General features: G+C 62.8%; 21 protein-coding genes. 2 read left to right on the forward strand and 19 right to left on the reverse strand.

Annotation, left to right across the window (positions count from 1 at the left end; genetic code table 11):
• Window positions 1-55 precede the first annotated feature (55 nt).
• From HLH48_RS15600 to HLH48_RS15690, 19 genes are all read right to left on the reverse strand, one after another.
• Window positions 56-613, reverse strand: a complete 558-nt coding sequence (locus HLH48_RS15600) for a lytic transglycosylase domain-containing protein (RefSeq protein WP_246387387.1) — start codon at window positions 611-613, stop codon at window positions 56-58.
• A gap of 133 nt (window positions 614-746) precedes the next feature.
• Window positions 747-2,279, reverse strand: coding sequence for a shufflon system plasmid conjugative transfer pilus tip adhesin PilV (gene pilV / locus HLH48_RS15605; RefSeq protein WP_182998415.1), 1,533 nt, complete (start codon window positions 2,277-2,279; stop codon window positions 747-749).
• Complete coding sequence (gene pilM / locus HLH48_RS15610; protein WP_182998416.1) at window positions 2,279-2,755, reverse strand: type IV pilus biogenesis protein PilM; 477 nt, start codon at window positions 2,753-2,755, stop codon at window positions 2,279-2,281. Before pilM ends, pilV begins: the two co-directional genes overlap by 1 nt.
• A 5-nt stretch (window positions 2,756-2,760) precedes the next feature.
• Entirely contained in the window at window positions 2,761-3,288 is a 528-nt protein-coding gene (locus HLH48_RS15615) for a type 4 pilus major pilin (RefSeq protein WP_182998417.1), read from the reverse strand.
• Between the two features lie 100 nt (window positions 3,289-3,388).
• Window positions 3,389-4,540, reverse strand: coding sequence for a pilus biosynthesis protein PilR (locus tag HLH48_RS15620; protein ID WP_182998418.1), 1,152 nt, complete (start codon window positions 4,538-4,540; stop codon window positions 3,389-3,391).
• Window positions 4,537-6,237, reverse strand: coding sequence for an ATPase, T2SS/T4P/T4SS family (locus tag HLH48_RS15625; protein ID WP_182998419.1), 1,701 nt, complete (start codon window positions 6,235-6,237; stop codon window positions 4,537-4,539). The genes HLH48_RS15620 and HLH48_RS15625 overlap by 4 nt, the downstream gene beginning before the upstream one ends.
• Complete coding sequence (locus tag HLH48_RS15630) at window positions 6,234-7,370, reverse strand: type 4b pilus protein PilO2 (RefSeq protein WP_182998420.1); 1,137 nt, start codon at window positions 7,368-7,370, stop codon at window positions 6,234-6,236. Before HLH48_RS15630 ends, HLH48_RS15625 begins: the two co-directional genes overlap by 4 nt.
• A complete protein-coding gene (gene pilP / locus HLH48_RS15635) occupies window positions 7,367-7,993 on the reverse strand; it encodes a type IV pilus biogenesis protein PilP (RefSeq protein ID WP_182998421.1) in 627 nt (208 codons plus the stop codon). The genes HLH48_RS15630 and pilP overlap by 4 nt, the downstream gene beginning before the upstream one ends.
• Window positions 7,990-9,666 (reverse strand): pilus assembly protein PilN, encoded by a 1,677-nt coding sequence (locus tag HLH48_RS15640; RefSeq protein ID WP_246387388.1) that lies wholly within the window; start codon window positions 9,664-9,666, stop codon window positions 7,990-7,992. The genes pilP and HLH48_RS15640 overlap by 4 nt, the downstream gene beginning before the upstream one ends.
• Before the next feature lie 41 nt (window positions 9,667-9,707).
• Entirely contained in the window at window positions 9,708-10,628 is a 921-nt protein-coding gene (locus HLH48_RS15645) for a toxin co-regulated pilus biosynthesis Q family protein (protein ID WP_182998423.1), read from the reverse strand.
• Window positions 10,628-11,608 carry a TrbG/VirB9 family P-type conjugative transfer protein gene (locus tag HLH48_RS15650; protein ID WP_182998424.1) on the reverse strand — a complete coding sequence of 327 codons (981 nt, stop codon included), beginning with the start codon at window positions 11,606-11,608 and terminating at the stop codon, window positions 10,628-10,630. The genes HLH48_RS15645 and HLH48_RS15650 overlap by 1 nt, the downstream gene beginning before the upstream one ends.
• 41 nt (window positions 11,609-11,649) lie before the next feature.
• The gene (locus tag HLH48_RS15655; RefSeq protein ID WP_182998425.1) at window positions 11,650-14,730 is read right to left on the reverse strand and encodes a type IV secretion protein DotO; all 3,081 of its coding nucleotides are present in this window, start codon (window positions 14,728-14,730) and stop codon (window positions 11,650-11,652) included.
• Window positions 14,727-15,353, reverse strand: coding sequence for a hypothetical protein (locus HLH48_RS15660; protein ID WP_182998426.1), 627 nt, complete (start codon window positions 15,351-15,353; stop codon window positions 14,727-14,729). The genes HLH48_RS15655 and HLH48_RS15660 overlap by 4 nt, the downstream gene beginning before the upstream one ends.
• Window positions 15,354-15,377: 24 nt before the next feature.
• Window positions 15,378-15,776, reverse strand: coding sequence for a hypothetical protein (locus HLH48_RS15665; protein ID WP_182998427.1), 399 nt, complete (start codon window positions 15,774-15,776; stop codon window positions 15,378-15,380).
• A 41-nt stretch (window positions 15,777-15,817) separates the two neighbouring features.
• Window positions 15,818-16,360: a hypothetical protein gene (locus tag HLH48_RS15670; RefSeq protein WP_182998428.1), complete on the reverse strand. Its 543-nt coding sequence runs from the start codon at window positions 16,358-16,360 to the stop codon at window positions 15,818-15,820.
• An 11-nt stretch (window positions 16,361-16,371) separates the two neighbouring features.
• Window positions 16,372-16,860: a hypothetical protein gene (locus HLH48_RS15675; protein WP_182998429.1), complete on the reverse strand. Its 489-nt coding sequence runs from the start codon at window positions 16,858-16,860 to the stop codon at window positions 16,372-16,374.
• A 658-nt stretch (window positions 16,861-17,518) separates the two neighbouring features.
• The gene (locus HLH48_RS23295; protein ID WP_246387389.1) at window positions 17,519-18,853 is read right to left on the reverse strand and encodes a DotG/IcmE/VirB10 family protein; all 1,335 of its coding nucleotides are present in this window, start codon (window positions 18,851-18,853) and stop codon (window positions 17,519-17,521) included.
• Window positions 18,850-19,782, reverse strand: coding sequence for a DotH/IcmK family type IV secretion protein (locus HLH48_RS15685; RefSeq protein WP_182998430.1), 933 nt, complete (start codon window positions 19,780-19,782; stop codon window positions 18,850-18,852). The genes HLH48_RS23295 and HLH48_RS15685 overlap by 4 nt, the downstream gene beginning before the upstream one ends.
• Complete coding sequence (locus tag HLH48_RS15690) at window positions 19,782-20,450, reverse strand: DotI/IcmL/TraM family protein (protein WP_182998431.1); 669 nt, start codon at window positions 20,448-20,450, stop codon at window positions 19,782-19,784. Before HLH48_RS15690 ends, HLH48_RS15685 begins: the two co-directional genes overlap by 1 nt.
• 1,179 nt (window positions 20,451-21,629) lie before the next feature.
• Here HLH48_RS15690 and HLH48_RS15695 point away from each other — a divergent pair.
• Window positions 21,630-22,154: a hypothetical protein gene (locus HLH48_RS15695; RefSeq protein WP_182998432.1), complete on the forward strand. Its 525-nt coding sequence runs from the start codon at window positions 21,630-21,632 to the stop codon at window positions 22,152-22,154.
• Between the two features lie 3 nt (window positions 22,155-22,157).
• Entirely contained in the window at window positions 22,158-23,327 is a 1,170-nt protein-coding gene (locus tag HLH48_RS15700) for a hypothetical protein (protein WP_182998433.1), read from the forward strand.
• Window positions 23,328-23,340: the final 13 nt, after the last annotated feature.

Below are 23,340 nucleotides of genomic sequence, written 5' to 3' on the forward strand. Positions count from 1 at the left end.
TGAGAGTTGCGGACGGTGGCCGCGAAAATTTGCTTGGCGTGGAGTCGACGGGAGCTCAGCGCGACGATGCCATCTGGCGAAGGTTCTTCCACACCTTTGCCTGATAGGCCTGGTTGAACCTTGGCGTGCGGGAATTGTAATTTCCGACGCGGCGCCAGAAGTCTGCGGGCGCTGAAAGCGTCGCACCACCGAGTTCGCGACTCAGAATCCATGCACCGACATGCAGGTTCAGACAGCCGTTATTGATGATCTGGTCCCGGGTTACGCCCATTGCGGCCAGTTCCGGGAGATGGGACGAGTTGATCTGGGCTATGCCCATGTCGTACGTGCCATTCTTGTTATAAACGACCTTGCCGACTTGGCCGCTCTCGGTCTTCAGAACTGCGCGGTAAATCGGTTCGGGAATGTGGTAGGCACCTGCCGCGTTGCTGACGCATGCGTCGAGTCCGGGCGGCCCAAGGATGGGTTGAAGCAGGCTCGTCTGAACGTGGTGGCGTTCGGAAAGATTCGCGCCGCCAGCGCGCGCAATGATCCACGCGCCGGCGATGATACCCCAGCATGCCTGCCCTTGGATGAGTTGGGGATCGAATCCCGCTCGCTGGAGGATGGCCATCCACGCCGGCTGGATACCGAGAGGCCCGATTCCGTCGCGCCGATGTGCCGCAACGGTCTCCAATATTTTTACGGGGACGGAGTAGGCGACCTCGGCAACATGCGCGCAGGGGGGAAGGAGAGGCATGTCTGGACTACTGGTAGACTTGGCAAGTTAATGGAATTTCGCGTCCCCAGCCGACGACCGACCACGTCGAGCCATAAGGTACCACGAAGGTAAGCGCGGAGGCTACCTCCATAGAGGTATCCCCACTTTCGTGGTGGTACAGGCCAACAAGATTCCCATCGACGTAGGCGGCGAACTGCGTCGCGTATCCATTATGGTAGGTTATGCCGGTGCCCGTGACGGTGACGAACTCGGCGTCTCCGTTGCTGCTGTAAAGAGGGTCGCCGCTTAGATTCTGATGACTGACGGTGTTTTCACTGTCCCATCCAGGGCATGTGGCGCGATGCAGCCATGGCTGCTTACCAGTCGTCCATTTGCCGTTCTCGCAATGGAGAATGATACCGCTTCCGTCAGCCTGTGCGGCGATGGAGGCGTTTTGCGCGCAGGAATTGCCCTGATAGGCGCCCGCAGCGGTCCCGATTATCAGGGACCTCGCGGCGTACATGTCCGTATTTGTGTTGATACTGTTCTGTGCGTAGACGTGGTCTACCTGGCTGATGTCGGCAGCGGCGCCCGAGCCCGTGTGCTGAATGGAGATGCCGCCCGGAGTGCGCAGATTCAGGGTGGATGCGTCGCCGTAAACATAGCTGCTTCCGAGCTTCAGGCCGCCTGTCCATGGACCGAATGGATCGCCCGCTCCGCCCTCCAATTGTCGCGCGTCGAAGTGATTATCGACATGGCCGTTGCCGCTGCTGTTGATCCAGCTTGCCGGGAACTGTCCGCTTGGGCCGGCGCCGATCGTCCCTTGGGCCGCCACATCCAGGGTTGCGAGCCCGCCTCCCCACCCAGGCGGCAAGGCATTTGGGTCAATCCCTGATGTCCCGATCCGGCCGGAAAAGCTCGCGCTGGCACCGTTCGTAATGTCATTGCCGCCCATATTGAGATTGGCAGCCATGGTATTGCGCTCGGGATGATTGGGCACGTTGTCCCGATATAGCACATCTGAATTATCCTGCGCGCCTGTCGTGACCGACGCCAGACCGTAAAGATGCCCTGCACCTGGGTTTGGGAACGTGCCGCCCAGGGCCATCTGCCAGCCTCCTTGGGCACCGACCGCGGTATGGCTGTTGACCGCCGGTGTGACATTGTCCGGCCCCACATAGCCGGAGTGACTGCCGGAAATATTCGTGATGCCGGCAAGCGTCTTGAGATTGAGTTGTGCGCCCCCCGTGGTGATGATCGCGATATCGGCCTGTCCCGATGTCGGTTGCACGGCATAGGCGTGCCAGGTTTGCCCATAGGGATTGAGAACCCGGAAGTTCGGCAGCAGATTCAGGCTCGACAACGCAATCTCATGGGGGGCGCCATCCGACACCAGGCTGGCCAGCGCCGATTGATTGGCATCAAGATAGGCTTGGGCTGCCGTGAGAAGATCCTGAAACTGCCCGGAAGTCTGTGCCTGGAGAGCGCGCTCGTGACCGGCGCCGACCATCAGGGCGAGGTGGCCGATCATGTAAGCGCCGATCACGGTCGAGACGAGGATAGAGACGAGTGAGCCCATCAGAAACCGGTTCCGGTGAAGGTGACGACTGACACGACATCGCCGGCAGCCACGGCAACGGGCAGGGCGCCCATTTGGCCACCTGCCGGGGATTGCCATGTGGACCCATTCGACAGGCCGATAGCGATATCGCCCTCAGAGAGGCGCTGCAGGGCCGCAAGCCGCGCGGATCCGGCACCATCCCACCAGGTCTGGATTGTGGTGCCGGCCGCGCTACGCTGCACGATGCTGTGCATGGCCGAGGTTGCCCCAGTGATGTCGGCGGTGGGTAAGCTCGCAAGAGAGATGCTCCCGGTGATGCCGGGACTCTCATGCACATAAGCCTGCACGGCCCGCTTGTAGGAGAGGAAGCCGTCAGCCACCACATCTTCATCCATCGTCACCCCGGAGTGGTGGTCATTCATGACCCGCTGCTCAAGCGCGAGCGCACCCAGGATCATGACAAGTGCGAGTGGGAGAAGAAGCTGGCCGAGCATTGCCGTTACTGACCTGTCGTCTCGGTAAAGCTGAACTTCACCTCGCTCAGGCTGTCCGTGCTGCCACGGTTGCAGGCTTGCGCGACAGCCGACGAGGCGCCGGTCTGAACGCCCGTCTCCACGATCCAGGTGCCATTTACGAACACGCCATTTGTTGGCTGAGACAAAGCAAAACGCGCACAAGCCGACGAGGGGACGCCGTTCCAGTCTTCATAGAGGGTGTTCGTCGTCCCGGTGAGGACGATCGTGGACCCCTGCCAGGGACCTCGGATGGTCTGTCCATCGGGGCTTGACTTCTCCGGCACGATGCCGGCCTTGATCGCGTCAGCGTTGTTGATGGGCGTAAAATCTGTCTGCCCGCCCGCCACGGTGGTGCCGTAGACGGCTCGCGTCTGGGACCAGATATCGCCGGCTTGTGCGATCGCGGCCTCGGTCCCGCTGTGCATGAAGGAGAGAACGGTGTTCTCTGCGACATAGCCGAGGCCAATTGTTCCGATAACCGCGGCTGCGATGATTGCGATAAGTCTTTCCATAAGACTAAGTCCTTTCTGACCGAGAAAGCGGAGTTTTATGTTTGCGTTAGGAGGTTTAGGTGGACCGGTCGCCTGTTCTCGCCGGTGTGTGCTCTGCTGATCACCCCCCGAATGCATCGACCGGGATCATCGATTGAGATGCGAGATAGAGGAGGCCGGCACAAATCCACATCGCGAGTGTGCCGATGACCATCACGCGATCGGCAAGCCGGATGGCTTTTCTTTCGATTTCGGCCGACCATTTGCGCGACTGCACGAGCAAGTAGTCGTAGGCGTTCTGCGTAACGCCCCAGACATTGCTGATGTCATCGATCAATTCCGGCGACGGAAATTGAAAGCCGATCTCCTCCAGAGCCTCGGGAAGCAGCACCGCGTGGTGCAGCATCTTCTCCCGCAGGGCCTCCAGGCGCTCCTTCAGCCACGGAGAGGCATATTGCATCTGGTCGCGTAGGACGTTGGTGTCGTATTCGCCGGAGCGGACCAGCATCACGAACGTCGTCAGCCAGAGGAAGCCCTGGATATTGCGGTAGGTCGACCAGGGCGGGATCATCTCCAGCCGGACGCGCCAGGCGCCGGTCAGATGACGCAGGCTGATGACAACGGCGATGATCGAGACGAACACGATGCCTGTGGCCCAGTAGGGGGCTGAGCCGCTGGCCATATCCGTGACGCTCGTGACCAGGCGGAGAGAGAATGTCGGCCTGGCGCCCATGCTGCGCACCAGGGCCACGATGTCCTGTAGGGCCGTCGCCGCCATCACGATGACGGTGGCCAGGAGCATGGCGATATACAGTGCGATCACCAACGCCGGCTTGCGGGCGGCCCTGACGATGCGGTCCGCCATCTCGCGACGCTCGACGGCCAGGGTAAGCATTTCACCGAGGTTCCGAGCCCGTTCGCCGGCGACGAGGGTGCCATATTCGTCGGCCGGGATCAGGGGTGCCATGGCATCTGCGAACGAGCGGGAATGGTCCTCCATTTCCGAATAGACCCGCTCCAGGACGTCGATTGTCCCGCGGGCGAGGATGCCGGAGATGAAGGTGCGCCGCTTGAGCCGGCCGATATACTGGAGGATCAGCCGGCTTGGCGTGGTATGGCTCGATCCGTCGCCTAGACGCAGGGCCATCATCTCGTAAAGATCGGCCCGCGTGCGCCAGCCGAAATTGAGTTTCAGCAGGAAGCGCTCGGACCAGTCCGCCTGGGCGAGCGTCCTGCTTCCAAAGGTGTCGGTCGGAACGAGTTCGAAGCTCATGGGGCCGGCTCCTTTGTCCCGGCGTCGCGGGCAGCGCGTGCGGCGGTCGCTCGGCGACGCTCCTGTTCCAGCTCGTCCCGAAACGGAATCTGACCGACTTCGCCGATGATGTCGGCCGGGTCGACGCGGCCCTCAAAGGCAAGCGCGATCGATTTTTCGACCATGGTGGTATCGGCGTCCGGCCGGGCACGGTGCCATTGCCGTGCGATTTCCACCCCATGGCGGATTACGTTGCTCATCAGTTCGGTGTTGGCGACCACGACCTCGGCGACGGCGGTGGGGCTGTCATTCCCCATGTGGTTGCAGTGGTCGCATCCGTCGGGATTCCGGCGATACACCCCGGACGTGTCGCCCCAACTGCGGAGCGCGTCGCGGCTCACGCTCGGCATGCGGGGATCGTCCGGCTCCCAGGGCAGTTTGCAGTGCGGACAGAGCACCGACTGAATGCGCTGGGCCACGACGCCGCGGAACAGCGATGTGTCGCAGATCACCTGGCGTTTCAGGCGATCGTTGTCCATGTCCTCGAGGCGGGGGAAAATGTCGAAGGCGTCGTCAACGTGTAGGGTGGTCAAGCCTGAGTGCCCTGTCCGCGCCAGTGTGACCGCGACCAGCGCCACGCCGACGTCCTGGATTTCACCGATGACCACGCGATCGGGGTCCATGCGGAGCATGTTGCGGGCATGTTCGGCAAACTCGCGTTGAGCCTGCTCGGTGTCGTCTGTATTCGAGACCTCAAGCTGGACGGCCCACGGCATGAAATATTCCACCGGGCGTTCGATGGTGATCAGGCGCTTGTGCGGATCGATCCTGGCCTGATGACGGCTCAGGGCAAGAAGTGTCGTTGATTTTCCGGAGCCTGTTGGTCCGGTCAGCACCACGAACCCTGCGGGGAACGAACACAGATACTTCAGAAGGTCTATCTGCCTTGGGGAGAACCCTTTTGGCAGGAGTTCCGCCTCGATATCGACCTCCGGCTTCTTCGGCGAGCGCAGGATGATATCGGGGGGGATCTCCGGGCGGGCACCCGTGCCCTCCTTGTATTGGAAGCGCAGCGACATGAAGCCTCCGCCGTCCATTTGCGGGTAGGAGGGGCCACGAATGATGCGTACGTTGGCCAGACCCGTGCCGGGCAGGGCATCGCCGGTGATGCCGCCATCCTGCGGATCCTTTTCCGAGTAGGTGTTCTTGCGGCTCGACTGCAGATTGAAGATCGCGATTTCCAGCTGTCGCCCCTCATGGCGTGAGACTTCCTTGAGAATCATGATTTTCTTGCGAAGGCGGATCTCGATACTGGTATGCGTCGCGCCGTGACGGAAATGCATATCGCTGATCCGGAACGCCGCTGCGATCGTGAGCAGCTTCCGGCCGGCTTCGCGCGCGGTCGCAGCGCCCTCTCCCGCCTGATCCCGGATCGCCGTAATCTCGCGAAAGGACGCCTTGCGGGCGGTCAGTTCGGCGATGCCCTCCCATTTTGCCGGCCAGACAGCCCCGGTCAGCCGGCGATGGGCGTTTAGCCATTCCTGCATCTCGTCGCTACTGCGCCGGTCCTCGTCGAGAAACAGGGTTTGGTTTTCGACGTCGACATGGACGTGGCGCTCGAGGTTCTTGCCGATAAGATGTCGGCCATAAGGATCGAAACCCGACGGCCGGCGCGGTCCGCGTTTGCCACGTCCGAAAACAGTGCCGATGAAGCTCATGGATCCGTTCCTCCGGATACGCGTGCGGTGAGCGTGTAGGTCACCGGCGCGGTCTTCCAGTTTTGTGCGTCGATCCCCGTAGCGGCCGACATTTCGGTAAATTCGAGTCCGGGAATGCCGTTCCAATCGGTGCCGCTGGGTTCGGCCGGCCATGTGAAGTGGACGGCAGCCTTCAAATCGGTCGGTGAAACGGAACCGAGCTGAATGCCGACATTGGCCTCCTGTAGCTTCGAAATGAGGCGTCGCAGCCCGCCCTTGTGCGGGGCTCTGTCCGCAGGGGAATAGGTGAGCCTGAGGGGGACAGTCTCGGTGATTGTATTCCCCTGGGAAGAAGGATCGAGCTTGCCGCCTGGGGCAGTCGCCAGCGTGCCGCCGTCACGCGTCCAGGTCCTGATCAGCACTTGCGGCTGGCAGGTCCAACTCGTGAGGGCCCATCCGCTTCGCAGCAGGTCGGCTCCGACGGCTTCTTCGCAGGCTGCAAGCCAGACATTCGGGAGGACGACGCGTTGGGCATTGGCATTCTGGCGCCGCGCGAGAAGAAGGAGTGCTTGCCGTTCTTCCTCGGCGACGATCGCTCTGTGATGCTGCCAGACCGCGAAGGCGCACCAGACAGCGCCGGCCGCAGCCAGACTGCCGACAGCGATCCCGATGGGCTGCTCCAGGGAAACCGGCACGAGGGGGACAGTCGCGCCTTCAAGGCCCTGGAGGAGATCTTCAGCCTCGCCATAGCCGACCCGCTCACGGCCGGCGAGAATTTCGCGTGGAATGGTCGTCTCCAGCGCGTCGCGCTCCGAGGCCGAAAGCACGCTATCGGAAAATCGTTCAAGCTCGCCCCGCGCATTGGTGCCGACGATCCAGAACTGGTCCTCCGTGATCTGTACCTCGATCAGCTTGTCCGGACCAATCTTCCTGGCCAGCGCGAGCGCGCCCGGGCGGATGGCGCGCTGTCGCGTCTTCGGGGGAAGGGAGAAATAGCCAATGGTCCAGCGTTCACCTGGAATGACGACGAAGTGCGTCATCTCAAGTCCGCGCGCCCGACGCCGCAACATCCGGCGACTGGGCTTCGAGGCGACAACGGCCCAGGTGCCGTTCAAATGCCACGTGGTCGCGCCGGTTCGCAGGGCGAGCATCATGGGCGGTACCCACCCGAGCGGGTCTCCGGGCGGCCCAGGCCCGCTGAGGGGGCAAGCGGTGCGGTCCCATCATCAGGGGCGAGACGGACCAGCTTGGTGTCACGCTCGATGACGACACCGTACTCCGTCACCGCATGAACGACCGTGCCGTCAGGCAGTTGGCTGCCCTGTGTCACAGACGGCGTTGTGCCGTCCGCCAGACGCAGGACGGCCTGTGCGTGTCCTTCGTCCGAGGTGATCATCACGATGCGGGGCAAAGCAACTTCCGGCGGCGTTTGCGGGGCACCGTGCGGGCCTGTCGTCGGGGGCAACCCCAGCATCGGCGGCACCATCGGGAGTGCACTCGGCTGGGTGAGCGGAGATGCGGCGGCTGGCTTTTCGTGAATCTTGCGCTCTGCGTCAGCGATATGCGCCTTCAGGTCGGCGGCAGCCGCCTCGATCGACAGCTCGCCGAGGCAGCTTCTATTGACGGAAAGAGCCTCTACCGAAAGTGCCTGTCCGGGAGGAGCGTGCATCATTCGCTCCGCACAGGGCGGCATATCGGCCCGGGCGGGATGACCCACGCTCAGGCCAAGTAGTAGCGTCCCGAGCTTCTGGAAGCCGGAGTGCTGGCGATTGCTCATATCGTGTGGGCCTCGACAGTCACGATGACTCGGCTCTTTGCATTCTGGGCGTCGCCGCCTCCGCCGAAGAGCCAGAAGAAAGGCGAGCCGGCCCCCGTGCGGTTGCGCTGGGATGAATCGTCCATGTATCCCGTCAGGGTGAGCGTCTCGCCGCTGCGGAGCACGACGTTGCTGTCGATATTCGTACTAGCGGTCTTCGGCGTCTGGATACTGGAGTTACCCGAGCCCGCCGACCCGATGCCGAGGATTGACTGTAGGGTGAACGTCCCCTGAAGGATGATTTTGTTGCCAACGATGCGCGGCGTCACCTTGCCGCTAAAGCCGCTCATCACCACGCCGGGCTGGAGGGTGCTGGCGGTGCCGGCGTTCGCGGCAAGGACGGCGCCGGAACTTTGCAGATAGGTGTCGTTCTCGCCGTTCTGGAAAGGCACGGTTATGCCGTTCGTTGTCACAACCGGGAAATCATAGATCTGTGTCAGATTTCCAAGCTCGCTGAGCGCCTGTACCAGCAGCTCCGTCCCTTTGAAACGGGCACCGGCGCCTTTCGCGCTATCGAGGATGTTCGCTCCGAAGCTGAACGGGACGTCGGTCGACTGAATCGTCGGGATCGCCGCCGGTGTCATGGACGAGGCGAACGCCTTGGCGGTATCGCTGGCGGCGACTTTGGGCTGGAAGCCGTAGTTTGTCTCGCTCGTGGCCTTGAAGGTATAGACGCGCACATCGACTGCGACCTGACGCATCATGCTGTCGGAGAGATCCTTCACCCACTCTGCGACGCGTTGTACCTGGCTGGGGGTGCCGACGACGGTGAGGGTGCCGAGATCACGGTCGGCGCGCACGATCGCGCCGCCCGAGATCGCCTCTGCGGTCTTGGAGAGGTTCTCCCAGCGGTTGTTCGTTCGCTGGTGGCTATAGGTCGTGACACCGGTCGAACTCCCGCCACTGGAACTGCCGCTGCTCCCGCCCATGGAGCCCATGGAGCTCATCGAACTGACGCCGCCGGAGGATCCCATCCCGCCTGAGCCCATGCCGCCGGATCCGCCGCCATTCTGGCCGCCGCCCGAATAGGCGGTGATCATTGCGCCATCCGTGGTCTGGTCGTTGAACGCCGGGATGATGAATGTTTTCGCCTGGGTCCGGAAGAACGTGATCTGTCCGTCCTCGTATCGCTGGGAGATGCCAAACCGGGCGGCCACGGCCTGGAAGACGCCGAGCCGGCTTCCGTGATAGTCGAGCCAGACGCCGGCACCGGACCATGTCGGCGCAGCTGCTGGCATCGCGGCCGTCAGCGCTGCCGAGGGCGGGGGAATGTTGACGCCGTCGAACTGTAGCGCGCCGCCCGACCCTGATGACGCGGTGGGAAGCGGGGCTGATACCGCCAGCTCCATTTCGGCGTCCGGCGTGATCGAGACGGGAATGCCGGTCCGCTGGCTGGCGACGATCGCGGCGTCGCGAAGACTGACCGGCCGAGCGATCATGATTGAGGCGTGAGATTGCAGGATGTCAGGAACGACCGCGTTTTCGCCGAGCGGTTCGCCAATGAGATAGGGGACATCATGCGAGGCCACCAACTGCTGGCTCGGGGGCCGGAGCTTCTCGGCGAGATCCGCGATGTGCTGTTCCTTGTGACGCGCGGCATCGAAATCTGCGCAGCCGGCGGCGGTCGAAAGCATGAGGATGCACAGACCAGTATCCGCCGCCTTGCGTAAGAGTCTCATTGCGCGACCCCCGTATTGCTGATCACAGCCGTCCTGTTGGGGTAATAGAGGTCGAGTTTCACGGGCTTGTCCTCGGCGACGAGGGTCCGGATAACCTGGGCCAGCGGTCCACTCTCCTTGTCATCGAATCGACCGGTAAAGGAGGTCGTCACGGGGACGATCCAGTTCATTTCGCGGTCGACAGGCCAGATCACAGTCCATCCGGCCTTGTCCCCCCATGCCAGCATCTGGTCGCGGACAGGCTCTCCCTTCAGCAGAACCCAGACCGGAAGCGGAGCCTGGGTGATGATCGGGCGGGGGAGGGGCGCCACCACAGGCGTCTGGGTTGGGACCTCGGCCGGGCCTGATGGAGTGATCGGGAACGGACCGCGCGGTTGCGATGGAAGCGGATGCGTGGCGACGGCAGGCGCCGCCGTTGCCAGGGCCATTGGCTCGCGGTCCGGTAGCGCGATGGCCGGGATGCGGAGTGTAAGCGACGTGCCGTTTCGCGAGGTGCAGCTTCCGACCGGCTTCAATGCGCCCGAAGGTGTATGGCCATACAGGCAGGTCGTGGAGGCGTCGTCTGCGTCGAGCTCCAGCACCAGGTTGCCCCCGACGGGAGAAACGGCGTAGCGCACGGAATGCGAGCCCGGGTAGGGCATGCCATCGGGCGAAAGCGCGAAGCCGCGCTCGCGCAGCGTATTGGCGAGCAGGAACGCCGCGTGGTCCGGGTCGTCCCCGCTCAGCGGAATGACCCGCAACGTCGTGGTGGCAGGAGGCAGGGTGTCAGCGAGTATGTCCGCAATGAACACCGTCAGCGCCGAAACGTCGCGAAAGCTCGCTCCGGAAATGTGGGAGCGCTCGGACAGGCGTGTCTGGTCCGCGCAGGCGCAGAGCGCGCCGGCAAGAACGAAGGGCGCAAGGATGCCGCCGCGCATCACGGTGCTTCACCGTGTGTGAAGCGAATGGTCGGATGCCCGCTCTCGTTTCCGATCAGCATGCCGTCATCAATCAGACGGTCGATCACGTAGGAATCGCCAACGGTGTGGTAATTCTGGGCGTCTTTATCCGCCGGGCTGACGACGACCAGGCGTGGTGCGGAATTGATGCCATCGGGCGGAAACTGGATATAGGTTCTTCCCCCATCCCGGTAAACCCGCATCGGTCTCCACGACACGGCGGGTCCGGTCACACGCAGGGTGTCGATCCTGGCCGGCTGACCGCCGGTTCGAGCGGAAAGCTCGAAAGCGGAAATATCCGGCTGACGGTTCGGATCGTCGGCGCTGTAGCTGAAGCGCACCCTCGTGTCGGCAGCCGGTGCGTCTGGATCGAGCATAATCGCGTAGCTCCGCTTCGAGGTGGTGATGTGGAGCGCTGCTTTCCGCGCCCCGGCTGTTTGCCGGATGGCGATCGCCGGGGCGGCGTGGATGCCGCGCTTTCCGGGGATCAGGTCGATCGACCAGCCTGCCGACGGATCAGCCATCAGGGGGGCGGGACCGACCGTCTCACCGGCCTGGAGCCACACAAGTGAAAGCGTGCCCGGGCGGGTTCCGATGTGTGGTGTCCCGTCGCGGTAGGCAAACCATACTGTGCCGTCGCGGCCGGTCATCCGGGAGGCCATGCGGGACGCCTCTGGCGACGGGATAAAGGGCGTGGCGGCCGTCGTCGTCTGCGAGCCCGCGATCAACGTAATCGGCTGCGTGACCTGAAGGGCGACTGAGGCGCGCGCGGGTGTGGGAAGCCGCCCGTTGAAGTCGCTGAGGAACGTCTTGATGTCGTCGAGCGCACGATGCAGATCGAACTCAGGATTGGCGACGCCGGGTGCCGTCACGGTTACAGGCGGGAGCTCGCGCCCGCCGCATCCGGCGAAAGCGGTCAGTCCAAGCAGAACGGCAAAGCGTGGGGCGGCAACACTCATGCACAGAGTATCGGGTCAACCGGTGAGAGTTGGACGCACGCTCACGCATTTTCTTCGCGGATCACCGCGCCAAGCCCGACACCGTCACCGATTTCCTGGGCGATGACCTCTACTGCGGCCGCAGCCTGTTCCTCGTCGGTACCGGTCGACCGGAGTGCGAGCATCCGCGCCTCGATTGCCGGGACGGCTGTCCCTTTGGCGAACACGCGAGCGAGGCGGCGTCGAGCTTCTGACGGGCCAAGCCGGGCATACAGGCGTGAGCGCAACGCGCGATCCTGGGGGTTCGTCGACAGGGCCCACATCTCGATCGGTCCCATCGTATTGACGAGAAGATGCTCGTACCATTTGTCGTGAACGCGCATTTTCATGATGAAAGGCGATCCGGACCCGTCTGGGGCGGGGCCGTTCAGTCCGTGGCGGATGACCGAGACGGACGCGCCGCTCAGGCCGAATTTGGCCTGCATAGCGTTGATATTATCCTCTGTGGCGCCGCTCAGGATGTAGATGCCCGTTGCATTGTCCACGAGATACTGCCCGAAATCGCCGAACTCCTGGCTGGTGAGGGCGAGGCTCAGGCGGTAGCGGGCGGAGAAGCGCGCGATGAATTCCATCATCGCGCCCACAAAGTCGGATTGGTTTGTGAGATGGTATTCATCGGCCTCCAGGCGCTTGTAGGTCTCGTTGAACTCCACGAAGCAGCGTCGATGGTAATCGCGTACCCGTGCCGGCATGGCATCGGCGTCGGCCGGATCGGTAAGGTGTTTACGGGAAACCATGTGGAAGCCCAGCAGCCACATCATCTCGGTCTGGCGCTGCGCCTGTCCGGAGCCTTTGGGACAGATCCGCTCGACATCGACGCCGATGACACGGGCGTCGCTCAGATCGAGTGTCGTCGCCGTGCAGAGCGTGGGAAATCGGGAGCGGAAGAACGCGATGTAGCTCGCGAACACGCGGGGCAGGGATTCGCCGGTGCCTCTGGGATCGTTTTCGCCGAACGCGTCGAGGATCCGCTTGTCGCTCGCGGCCTGCAGCAGGTCGCCGAAGGTCGGCACGGCCTGACGACTGGCAAAGCCGGCGATACGCCATTCTTCCCGGTCGCAAAGAAGATCGGTGACCTCATACCAGGTCGTATCCCGGTCGACGTCGACGCCGTATCGATCGAGTGCGTTATCGACCTCGCGCTCGACGCCCCGTCGATACCCCTTTTTGTAAGTGCCGATCCCTTCGTCGGACACCATGTCGTAGACGACATCGATGACGGCGTTGATGAGCATGCTCATGCGCTCATAGGACTGGCCGTTCTCGTCGACGCACCAGAGATTCAGGAAGTTTTCCAGGAAGACCCGGTGCCCCTGTGTCGGCTTGCGGCAACCAGGGAGCACGTCGAAGATGTTCAGTTCGTAGCCCGGCGCAAGCTCCATTCTGCAGTAGGCCGCCAGATGTTTCTGGTGAGCCGGCAGTCCCTCCCGAACGACGTCGATCAGGCCGGCGACGGTTTCACCGAAGTCGAGTTTGCCGATCAAGGGCAGACGGTAGCCGTCGCCCGTCGATGAGGCGGCGCTGAGAATGAGCCCGAGCAGAAGACGGTTGGACAGCACCGATTTACCGGAGCGGGACTTGGCGATGAACAGATCCAGCGTGGCCGGCCGACCGCTTGCGCCCGGATCGACTGGGACAAGAGTGCCGTCAGGCGTCCGGAACAGCATGGATCCGGATGTCCACGGCAAACCAGGGCGTGCCCAGGGCGCCATGGTTAATGCGTGGCTCAGCGGCACGGCGTGTGATGGGGCGGTGGAAGCGGTGTCGAGCCCGGCGACGTTGCTCAACACGCCGGCGACGGGGTCTCCGGCCATGGGTGAGACCTTACTGGCACCCCAGGAGGATAGGCCCTGCCTGAGTTGGGAGAGACGGGTATCGAGAAGCAGCCGGTCGCCGTTTGGCGCGTAGGTCGCAAAGGTGGTGCGCACGCGCACGATTTCGTCCGTACGCGCCTTCCTCAGTGCGTCGAGGCCCGAAAACGCGTCCGCGCGCGCAAGGTTTGCGCCGAACCTTACCCATTGCACCGCGGCACTTTTCACCGCCATGAAGCTCTGATCTGTGCCTTCGATCAGCATCCCTGCGCGCCAGGGGACGTCCCGTGTGTTGAGGGCGCTGACCAGTTCCTGAAACGGGAGGGCCCTTTCGGGGGCCAGGACCAGGTCAAGGGAACGCCAGGAGCGCGTTCCCAAAGATACAGCGGAGACACCGCTCGTCGTCGCCTCCTCCATGAAAAGCTGTTCGCGCAAGGGCGGCCACAGCGCCCAGTCTACAGTCTCTGGCCGTTCGTCTGGAATGGTGACCGGAGGGTCATCCGGAGGCAGCGAAGGACGCCATCCGTCCTGGCGCGTCTCAGGATAGATGACCGTCCGGATCGCCTTGAGTGCGTCTTTCGGCCCGAGCGGCGTCGCATCCACGTCATTGGCGTCGAAAGTCGCCAGCACCTGCTCCACGAACGCAGCGTGCAGGATCGCCAGGTCGCGACTCAGAAGGGAAGGGTTCTGTCCATCGCCGAGCGGCGGGAGGGCCTTGCGCGCCGCATCCTGCCCGGCTTTTGCCCGGGCCGTTTCATGCGAATCCAGCGCGGACGGCTTGGTCCAGACGGCGAGCCAGACTTCCTCATGACGCAGAAAACGGGGCAGATAACGCTGCCACTCCGCAAAGATATCAGTGAAATCCAGGCCGATGCGCAGTGCAATCTTCCGTGCATCCTCGATACAGCGTGTGATGGCGTCCGTGGTGCTTCCGGGGTCGGAAATATAGCAGAAATCGAGAGCGTGCGCTTTGGACTGGAAGGATGCGGAGAGCTGGCTTCGCAGGTCGCGTCCGGCGGCCTCGGTTTCAGCGAGATTGATCATCCGCCGGATGCCATGGACACGCACGAGTGTCATATACGAGCCATCGAACCCGACCAGCGCCTCACCGTCGCTGGTGGCCAGATTGCAAAAGCTGGTGATCGGCCCCTTCAATGTCAGGCTGAATCGGGACAGCGCCCGCAGGATGCCGTCGAGCGGAGAGGCCGACTTCATGAAGCGGCGGACGGTCTCCTGGGCCTGTTGGACTGAACCTTTGCCGATGCCCCTCACGCGTCGACGCTCCCGGTGGACTGACCTTCATCGAAAAACGCGTTGCGGCCGTTCTCACGCTGCCAGACGCCGAGCGGCAGCAACCGGATTCCGCTTCCCGCGAACGCGGCCCGGGTCGCCGGATCGTCCAGAACATCGAGCAGGGCCGAAGGCGTGAGGACGCCGAGCTTTCGCGTGGCAGCATCCTTCGCTGCATGAAGGACCTCGTCCAGGTGCGCGATGCCGGCGCTGCTCTTCCCAGAGTCGACGTTCCGGTGGGCGGCCTGTAGGTGGCCACCCACCAGCCGGTTGAGCGCTCCCTGTGTGAACCACGGCAGCCAGATAAGCGCAGCTCGCTCGTCGAGCCCTGGCTTGCCGAATGAAAAGACGGACGCGCAGGTGACGCAGACCGGTTGGCGTTGGAGTATGAAGGTCCCTGGCGCCCCGCAGCACGCGCATTGCGGCGCGGCCCCCCCGGATGGCGCGGCCACCCAGGAATGCGCGTTTGCGACAGAAAGAAGCTGATCCAGGGGCAAAGTGAAGTCAGCAACCGGGCCTGTAATGCCCGCAGTCTGCGCGGGCAGGTGGGGCGCGGAGGCGCCTCGCGGAAAGAACCTCCGCGTGAGGCGTGAGGAAAGCGACATGCCGTGACGCTCCGTGCCCGGCGGTCAGCCTTCGAACCCCATCTGGCTGCCCGGGGTCCGGGTTTCGATGCCGTTCGGTGAGAAGGTGGAGGTGATCACGCCGGCATGATAGGAAAACCCGAACGCCATCGCACCGGCCAGGAAACTGCCGATCACCGCGCCCCAGCCATGGCGGGGGTTATCACCCTTGAGCAGGGCGCGGACGGTGATGATTGCCCAGAACAGGGCGCATGCCGCAAAGACCAGGCAGGCCACCCCGAGCCAGTATTCGAAGCCGTTACCAACCTTGGTTGCGCCGTTGTGCGACCAGCTTTCGAAGTCGTCCGCGTGTGCTGTGCTTGCCAGCATCATGGTCGCCACGGTGAGTGTGGCCCCGGCGACCGTCACACGATCGGCCAGCCGGGCTTTTGTCAGTATCGTCATGATGTTGGAGTCCTTCCTGGATCGGATTTTGGGTGGATGGGCTATTGGAGGCGCAATCGCGTCACAGCCCACGGCGCGATCTCGTCGAAATGGATGACGGCGATCGCGCCGAGAAACATGATCAGGCAGCCGCCCAATGTCGGACCCGGCACACCTTTGATCCGGGCCTTGAGGCGCATTGCGGCAATGATGATGAACAGCATGCCGTAACCGTCGAAAAACGGCTCCATGGGGGTGAGGAACGCCCGCACGATCTCGGCAAGGCTCTTGCCCTGGAGCTCATCGGCCGAGGGGACTTCCGCTCGCATCCGTTCCTCGCTGCCGATGTGGGCCAGCCGGCTGCTGCCGGCAGTCTGTCCGACCATATTGACGGTGGCGGCCGGAGCGAGCAGCAGAGCACCTATGGACATGACGCCGACGATCTTGCCGAGCGACACGACGGAGGTGTCGTTGCGCTGGCCTATTTCGTGCAGCATCACCAGCCCCCCGAAGATGGTCGCGCAGCCCAGGATGAGGCAGAGGGTCGGCACCCAGTAGAGGAGGCCGGCGCCGATATCCTGGAGAAAGCTGTAGAGACCGGGCATCGCTGCGGCGCCTACTTGATCAGGCCTTTGTCAGTCCGGACGATCCAGCGATCGCCCTCCTGCTCGATCGCATTGATATGGCCGTATCCGGGCACGATATCCCTGAGAGCGAACGTCGCGTCGTTGTTTCCGACGCCGTGCAGCATGACCATGTCCGGTCCGCCGGCTACCACATGATAGCGCGGAAGTGACGGTGGAGCCTCGGCGCGTTCCGTTTTCCCGTCATCCTTCTCGCGAGGGGCCGGCACATTTACGCGCGTGGCACGCCTGCCGGAAAGCTGTTGCGTTTCCTGCGGTTTGTCGAGCCGTGCTCCGAGGTCCTGGATGCGGACGGACTGCGCGCCGATGCTCTCCCGCAGGCTCTGGATCGACCGGTCGGACGCTTCGCGTTCTGCTTTTTCGTCGTCACGCAACGCGGTGAGAAGCGCCTCCGTGCGGACCAGGCGCATGGCCAGATCGTTGAGGCGCTGTTCGAGTGCGGGGGACGGCGCTGCGGACATCGGCGCCGACGATCCTTCGTCAACGGGCTTAGCGGTTAACTCCGCCTGTGCCGCGACCGGAGCGGGCAGTCCCGATGTCGCGGGGATAGCCGGGTCGACCCTGTCACGGACGGCCGGACCTGCCGGAGGGGGGGCAGGAATGGCCGGAGGGGCCTGCACATTGCTGTTGTGACTCTTCTGCGAGGCAGGCGGAGCGGAATGGCCCATCATCTCGGCGATCGATGCCTCGGCCGGGGTGCGTTGGACTGGGGCGGAGACCGGTCCTGCCGTCAGAGGCAGGGGCGCCGCGTCGTTTGCCGCGCGCTGATGCGGTTTGATCCCATAAGACCACCCCAGGTAGACTGCGCCGCAGAGAAGGCCGGCTGTCACGCTCCATGTGTAGATCCGGGCAATCTGCTCCCGGCGGGAAGGCGCGTCGGTCACGGGTTCGATGCGGGGATGCCCTTCGCTGTCGGACGATGCCGATCCGCCAGGGGGTGAAAAGCCACCTGCGACGGGCCCGTCTTCCGCCGCGCTGGCCGCCTCGCCAGCTCTTGCCACGACCAGCCTTGGGGCGGCCCGGCGTGGGACGTCGAGTGTAAAGTGCGGCTCCATGCTGCCCGACATGACCTGATACCTCATCAATTCATCGCCGAGCGTCGGGCCGGACGGTGAGAGTTCAAACTTTTTCACGCACCGCCTGCACAAAAATCACGCCGATCGTGGTCTTATGCTCGAGCCGGACAGTGGACTGTTGGGGCGTCGTCTGCTGGAGGATACGCAGCACACCCTGGGCGGCGGTGCCGCCGGCGACTGCCAGCTCCTGGGGTAGATTGAGGTGAGAAAAAGTGGTGACGCCGAGCCCGTTCGAGATTCCGGTCGTATTGCCAGTTTGCATTGCCTGGCTCAGACCCGAGGCAAATTCCATCGCAGCAGGGAGCAAAGCCCGGGTGAGGAGATGTTCCTCCACGGACGATGCGACGAATGTCTCCATTGTATCGGGTGCGACGGCCAGACCGTCCACGGCGATCTCCGGCTGTTTGCCGATGACCAGACGGCTGAACTTGACGACGAGTCGCGTGTCGCCGCTTTTCTGGAAGCTGCCGATGAGGCGGGCGCCGATGAAGGGTCCCGTCGTGACGTCTGCGAACACCTCCGTTGGGTGATCGCTGTCCGCCGTCGTGACCATATCGGCGTAGATGCCCCTGCCAGCGGGAAGCAGGAGCTTCTCCGGGGACTGGGGGGCGGCGGTGGAGGCGGAGGGCGCTGAGGCGGGCCAAGTTGCCTCGCCGCTGCTTTGGCGCGACGTTGCGCCGTCCGCGACGAGTTGCCCCGGGCGGCGGGCTGGTCGGTCCCCCGGGCTTTCCAGTTGCCCGCTTTCCACCGAGATTTTCTGATGGTCCCACGCGCCGAAAAGTCTGGCCTCCAAGGCAGGAGCGAGGGTCGAGCTCGGGGTGATCGGAGGGGCAGGTGACGCGCCCGCATTGTCAGATGGCGATCGCACATGGTCCCCGACGCCGTTCCTGCCGACGGCACCTTGTCCGTCCTGAGCGGGCGGCTTCGCAGGTGCTGGGCCACTGGTGTTGTTAAGATGCGTCGGCGCGCTGGGCTGGTTTTCCCCGGGCGGGACGATCATGTGTCCATTTTCGTCCTGCGCATCCACCTGCTCCCCCTTCCCCGGAAGGTCCCCCGAGTAGGATTTGCCCTGCTGGGCGGCGGCACGCGATTCCTCGCGATTGGCCTGGGCGTAGTCCCGCTCGCGCTTTGTCGGCAGGTTCTTCCCACCTGCAAGGTCGCCGACGTTCGGACGCACCACTGGCGCACTGACGGGCGGTGCCGATGGCGCGGGGCGCAGCGCATACCAGCCAACGACCAGCAAGCCTGTGATCACCGACAGGGCGACCAGACTGCGGGAGTTTCTGCGGGCGAGCGACACCCATGCCGCGCGCCTGGTGGCACGCTCTTCGAGCCGATGGCCAACGAGTTCCTCACCCAGGTCCCGGGTTTCGCTCACGGTGCGATCTCCGCGAGCGAGACAGGAACAGGCTGACCGCCAACCCAGAGATAGATTGGTGACTTGGCCGGCATTTCATACGCGTTGACATCGAACTCCCGCGTAGAAGCCGTCGGCGCGGGACTCTGCACATCATAGCGGGACTGGAGATAGAAATGGGTGCCAAGCTTCCAGGCGCGGAGATTGTCCGGGCTGACGCCCGTGACCGTGAGCGGCTCGGCCTCGGCAGGAGGCGTTCCGTCAAGGAACGCCTGAAGTGAGCCAAGGGACGGGCCCGGCGTTTCCGGGGGGGCTCCGGGAAGCGCCCTGGGGCCGCGCGACCGGACGGAGACCGTGAGATCGGCATCATAGCGTCCCGGTCCCGTCACCCAGAGAAACGCAACCGGCTTCGGTGCGCCCTGTAGCGTGACGTCTAAGCCGCCCTTGGGATAGGTGCTTTCCGGCTGGAGCATGAGGACGTTGGACCCTTTCTCCGGAATGCAGGAATGGGCGCCCACGACTTGCACCCCTCGTTGCCCGCCATTCCCGTTCGGCATTTTGCCGTCGATGTCGCATTCGCCGGCCTTGTTCGAGTTCGTGTCCCACGCGATCGGCCAGGGCTGACCAGTCTGATCCAGAAACGTGATTGCCGTCGGAAAGCCCCGCGCCAACTGGATGATGTTGATCGGTGCCCCCGGTCGAAATGTCACCGTGACTGAGCGCGATACGGGCACCCCGACCATGTGGGGGTCGTCACGGTGATCGAGTAAGGATTGTCCCTGGTCAAAGCGTTTGTATAAGCCCTGGATCTGCTCATCGGTGAGCGGCGGACCGGAATACACCGGGTCGGGTGCTGCTTGGCGTCCCTCCTCACGCTCCTGGGCCTGGGATGGCGAGCCGCAAAGCGCGGCTGCCAGGGCGAAGATGCTCGCCGCGCGGGCGTGGCGCATCAGCCGCCTCCGACGTCGGACAGGCGTGGTGCGTTCAGTTCGGTAATGGCGATGCCGCCTTTGTATTTGGGGTTGTTGGTTTTCTTGATCGTGACGTCGACCCGCAGCACGATTTCCTGCGGATGGTCACCGTCGCTATGGCTGTTTTCCCACTTCCACAGCATATGGAAGCGAACCTTCCATGTGTAGAGATGGTCCTTGGGATCTATCCCGGAATCCATGATCGTATAAGCATGCCGCGGCACGGCGGTCAGATAGATCCGCTCGGACTTGATATAGTCGATGTTGCCGCGTTCCCTGAAACGGGCAAACCAGCTGTTCCAGCCAGGAACGTCGAAATTCTCCGACGCCTTGTCGAGATGTTTGTCGATATCCTTGAAATTCATCGTGTAGAGGTCGCAGACGGTTTCCGTTGCCCAGCGGCCGATTTCGGAATCAGTGTAGTAAGGCCTGTCTGTTGCCAGCAGTTCACGCGGTCTAAGCAAATTATCGAGATAGAAGAAATGCTCGCGCGGCGGATGCGTTGCCATCACAAAAAGTACCAATAAGGAAACAAGGTTTCCCAGAAGGCTCGCACCGAATCCGATCAGAAGCTTCTTCGCTATCCACTGGAGAAACTCAGGGTCGACGATACGCTCCTGGAGCGCCTTGCGGGTCGTGCCGCTCATATGGCAACTCCGAAAACACTCGCCGCGTCGGCCAGAGCTGCTCGTGCTGCGCTACGCCGGCGCAAGCGCCGACCTTCGGGGGAGATCCGCATACCCGGTTGGTTCTTCGGCCTGAAGGCGAGCTTACCGGTTTCCATGCAGCGAAAAGGAACGCTGTTTGCAGCAATCGAGGCAAAGACGGGAAGATCGAGGATTGAATCGACCGGAGCGTCAGCCGCTTCGAGTGCTATTCCACGGCGTGGCAGCCCCCGACGCGAGGCGAGATTGCGCACCGTCGCATCGCTTACGTCGAAGACATGCGCGATCCGGGCGGTGGAAAGCCCCCGACGCCAGAGCTCGGCTAGTACGGCAACGATGTTGTCGTGACAAATCAGGCTGCCGTCTATGCGGCGCGGAATGATCTTGCCCCATTCGGACGGCGGAACCGTCAGTAGGTCTAGTTCAAGACCGTAATGAAATGCCGGCCGCTCTGGGGGGGGGGGCTATAGATTCGGAAAAGTCAAGTAATATACTATATTTTTTAGGACGCCGAAGCCCGAATTTATAAGCCTTCGCCCGAACGGCACCCACAGAGCGGCTCAGCTCGGCCGCGATCGTGGCGACCGCCGTCTCTGTTGGATATAGCTTGACCACGAGGGCCTCGTCCGTGCGAGACCAGTAACGCCGCGGTCGGCTGTGCCGTTTTAAAAGAGCGCCGAGACCCGCGCGCTTGACCGCCGCGAGCGTCTCGAAAACATTCAACCCATCAGAACGCGATGATAGTTGCCCGTATGATCCCGTATGTATCACGCGTTCTCCATCCTGAAAGGAAGAGAACACTGCAAGTCTCCAAAATTGCTTTCGCCTGCCCCGCTTGCTTACTCAACTCTCACGTGTAGCTGCAACCCTTTTTCTGCACGAATATTTTGCGTGTAACACAGTGTGACAGTCCCTCCATATTCCGTTAACGCCAGATTTCCGCCATTTTTCGTTGCAATGCGGTCCTAGATCACGTTTTCGTGATGTGTGTCCATTTTTGTACTCCACGATTTTTACGCGTATTTTTCGAACCGCATCGGGACCGGAAAAGAAAAGTATGCCGGAGCGCGCGCAACTCTCACCGTCTCATGTCACCATTCTTGCGGATCGGTTGGGGCATTTTGCATGCGTGTGATTACTTGCGCGGTAAGGATGGGATTGGTGGCTGGGGCTCTGCTGATGGCGGCGCCGTCCGGCCATGCCGACGATGGATGTGACAAGCTCGTCCAGGCCGGGCTGGACGGCATGGCGGCGACCGAAAAGGCCGACGATGCGACGATCCATCAGCCCGAGGACATCAGCAAGTTCACCTGCCTTGGCAATTTCTTCCAGGGCATAGGCATTGATGTCCTGACGAGTGGTCTCGATCCATCCAAACTCGTGCAGAGTGTTGCGGGGAAGTTCTGCGAAGCCATCACCAGCGAATGGAACAGCCTGCGTGGCAGCGCCCAGTGCGGTCTCAACATTACCGGGCTCAATTCGAATTTCGGGCTCGGCCTAGGCGCCGGCTCAGGGACAATCTGCCCGGCGTTGAACCTCGGTGGAGGCGGCGACAGCCTCATTTCGACGTCGACCAATACCAGTGGCGTCTCCCAATGGAACACCGATGGTTATCGAACATTGCCCGATGGCTATTCGATCGACCTAATCGGTAACGAGTCCGGCGTGAGCGTGGAGAGGCAATAGGCGATGCGTTTCCTAGTCAGGGTTACGGGTTCCTCCGCCTTTCTCGGACTCGGGTTGGTGCTCGGGCTTTCGCTCGGGGGCATGCGGCCGGCCAATGCATTCGGCTTCGACGGTGCCGCCATCGTCGCGGCCGTCAATTCGATGTCGAAGCTCATGAATGGTGCCATCGGGGAGGTCCAGAAGGCGGTTCAGAGCGGTCTTTCCGCATTGAACAGTCTCACGGGGCAGGGGTTTACTCAGCTCTCAAATAACCTGAAGGCCCAGATCGGTGCGCAGGAGCAGATCGCAAATGCTAACAACATCGTCCAGGCGCAGACTCTTCGTGATCTGAGGAACGTCCAGGTGCGCGATGACCATACGACGAACCGGGAGGACTGCCTGAATCTACAGGGCGGCCAGGCACAGGTCATTGCTGTGCGCAACGCGCAGCAAGTGGCACAGGCTCTCGGCAACGGAAATACGCTTCGGAGCATAGGAGCGCCTGGGTATCCTGCCTGGGAGGGTAGCGCACAGAGTGCCCAGGCGTCGAACCAGGCGCATTTTGCCACCTATTGTGACGATGCTGACGCGGAGGCAGGGCTCTGCACGGTTGCGCAAGGGGGTCTCAAGGATGCCGACATCAGTGCAACCGGTGTGATCGACAACGCGACGTTGGAAAAGGCCTCTGATCGTGATGCCGCGAACGCTTATCTGCACAATCTGATCCAGCCCGCCGCGCCTGCGGCATTGCGAAAGGCCCAGCGTAGTTCCGCGGCCGGGCAGAACATGCTGCCGCAACGTCGCTCATACGATGCCGCGATGGCGCTTGCGAACCGGGTCGGAGCGGAGATCTTCTCCTGGCATACCCCGACTGTGGCCCTGACGGACGCGCAGAAGCAGGAGGCCGCTCACGACGGGCTGCCGGCGACCGGCCGCGCCTCGAACTGGGAAGTGACCGAGATCGAGGTCAATCGCCGTTACAGCGGCCAGCAATGGCAGATGGACCTACAGGCGATGCCGCAGAAGTCGGTGCTGGTCCAGCTCGCCCTCATGCAGGCCCAGCAGAACTGGTTGTCATGGCAGCGGCTGAAGCTCGAGCAGCAGCTTGCGCTTGGCGTCGCCAGATTGATCGCCACAGGCGCCGAAGATCATCTCGCCCACGCCGCGACGATGCCCACCCCAGAAATCCAGTAGGTAGGAAACAGAA

This window comes from Gluconacetobacter sacchari, from assembly GCF_014174255.1.
Taxonomy (GTDB): Bacteria; Pseudomonadota; Alphaproteobacteria; order Acetobacterales; family Acetobacteraceae; genus Gluconacetobacter; species Gluconacetobacter sacchari.

Coding starts and splice junctions, on each gene's coding strand:
- HLH48_RS15665 (WP_182998427.1), bottom strand. CDS start 15,776: ATGACGATACTGACAAAAGCCCGGCTGGCCGATCGTGTGACGGTCGCC.
- HLH48_RS15615 (WP_182998417.1), bottom strand. CDS start 3,288: ATGGAAAGACTTATCGCAATCATCGCAGCCGCGGTTATCGGAACAATT.
- HLH48_RS15675 (WP_182998429.1), bottom strand. CDS start 16,860: ATGTCCGCAGCGCCGTCCCCCGCACTCGAACAGCGCCTCAACGATCTG.
- HLH48_RS15685 (WP_182998430.1), bottom strand. CDS start 19,782: ATGCGCCACGCCCGCGCGGCGAGCATCTTCGCCCTGGCAGCCGCGCTT.
- HLH48_RS15625 (WP_182998419.1), bottom strand. CDS start 6,237: ATGAGCTTCATCGGCACTGTTTTCGGACGTGGCAAACGCGGACCGCGC.
- HLH48_RS15600 (WP_246387387.1), bottom strand. CDS start 613: ATGGCCATCCTCCAGCGAGCGGGATTCGATCCCCAACTCATCCAAGGG.
- pilP (WP_182998421.1), bottom strand. CDS start 7,993: ATGAGCAATCGCCAGCACTCCGGCTTCCAGAAGCTCGGGACGCTACTA.
- HLH48_RS15640 (WP_246387388.1), bottom strand. CDS start 9,666: ATGCTTTCGACCGCCGCCGGCTGCGCAGATTTCGATGCCGCGCGTCAC.
- pilV (WP_182998415.1), bottom strand. CDS start 2,279: ATGGGCTCACTCGTCTCTATCCTCGTCTCGACCGTGATCGGCGCTTAC.
- HLH48_RS15700 (WP_182998433.1), top strand. CDS start 22,158: ATGCGTTTCCTAGTCAGGGTTACGGGTTCCTCCGCCTTTCTCGGACTC.
- HLH48_RS15630 (WP_182998420.1), bottom strand. CDS start 7,370: ATGATGCTCGCCCTGCGAACCGGCGCGACCACGTGGCATTTGAACGGC.
- HLH48_RS15670 (WP_182998428.1), bottom strand. CDS start 16,360: ATGCCCGGTCTCTACAGCTTTCTCCAGGATATCGGCGCCGGCCTCCTC.
- pilM (WP_182998416.1), bottom strand. CDS start 2,755: ATGCTCGGCCAGCTTCTTCTCCCACTCGCACTTGTCATGATCCTGGGT.
- HLH48_RS15650 (WP_182998424.1), bottom strand. CDS start 11,608: ATGAGTGTTGCCGCCCCACGCTTTGCCGTTCTGCTTGGACTGACCGCT.
- HLH48_RS15660 (WP_182998426.1), bottom strand. CDS start 15,353: ATGTCGCTTTCCTCACGCCTCACGCGGAGGTTCTTTCCGCGAGGCGCC.
- HLH48_RS15620 (WP_182998418.1), bottom strand. CDS start 4,540: ATGAGCTTCGAACTCGTTCCGACCGACACCTTTGGAAGCAGGACGCTC.
- HLH48_RS15690 (WP_182998431.1), bottom strand. CDS start 20,450: ATGAGCGGCACGACCCGCAAGGCGCTCCAGGAGCGTATCGTCGACCCT.
- HLH48_RS15645 (WP_182998423.1), bottom strand. CDS start 10,628: ATGCGCGGCGGCATCCTTGCGCCCTTCGTTCTTGCCGGCGCGCTCTGC.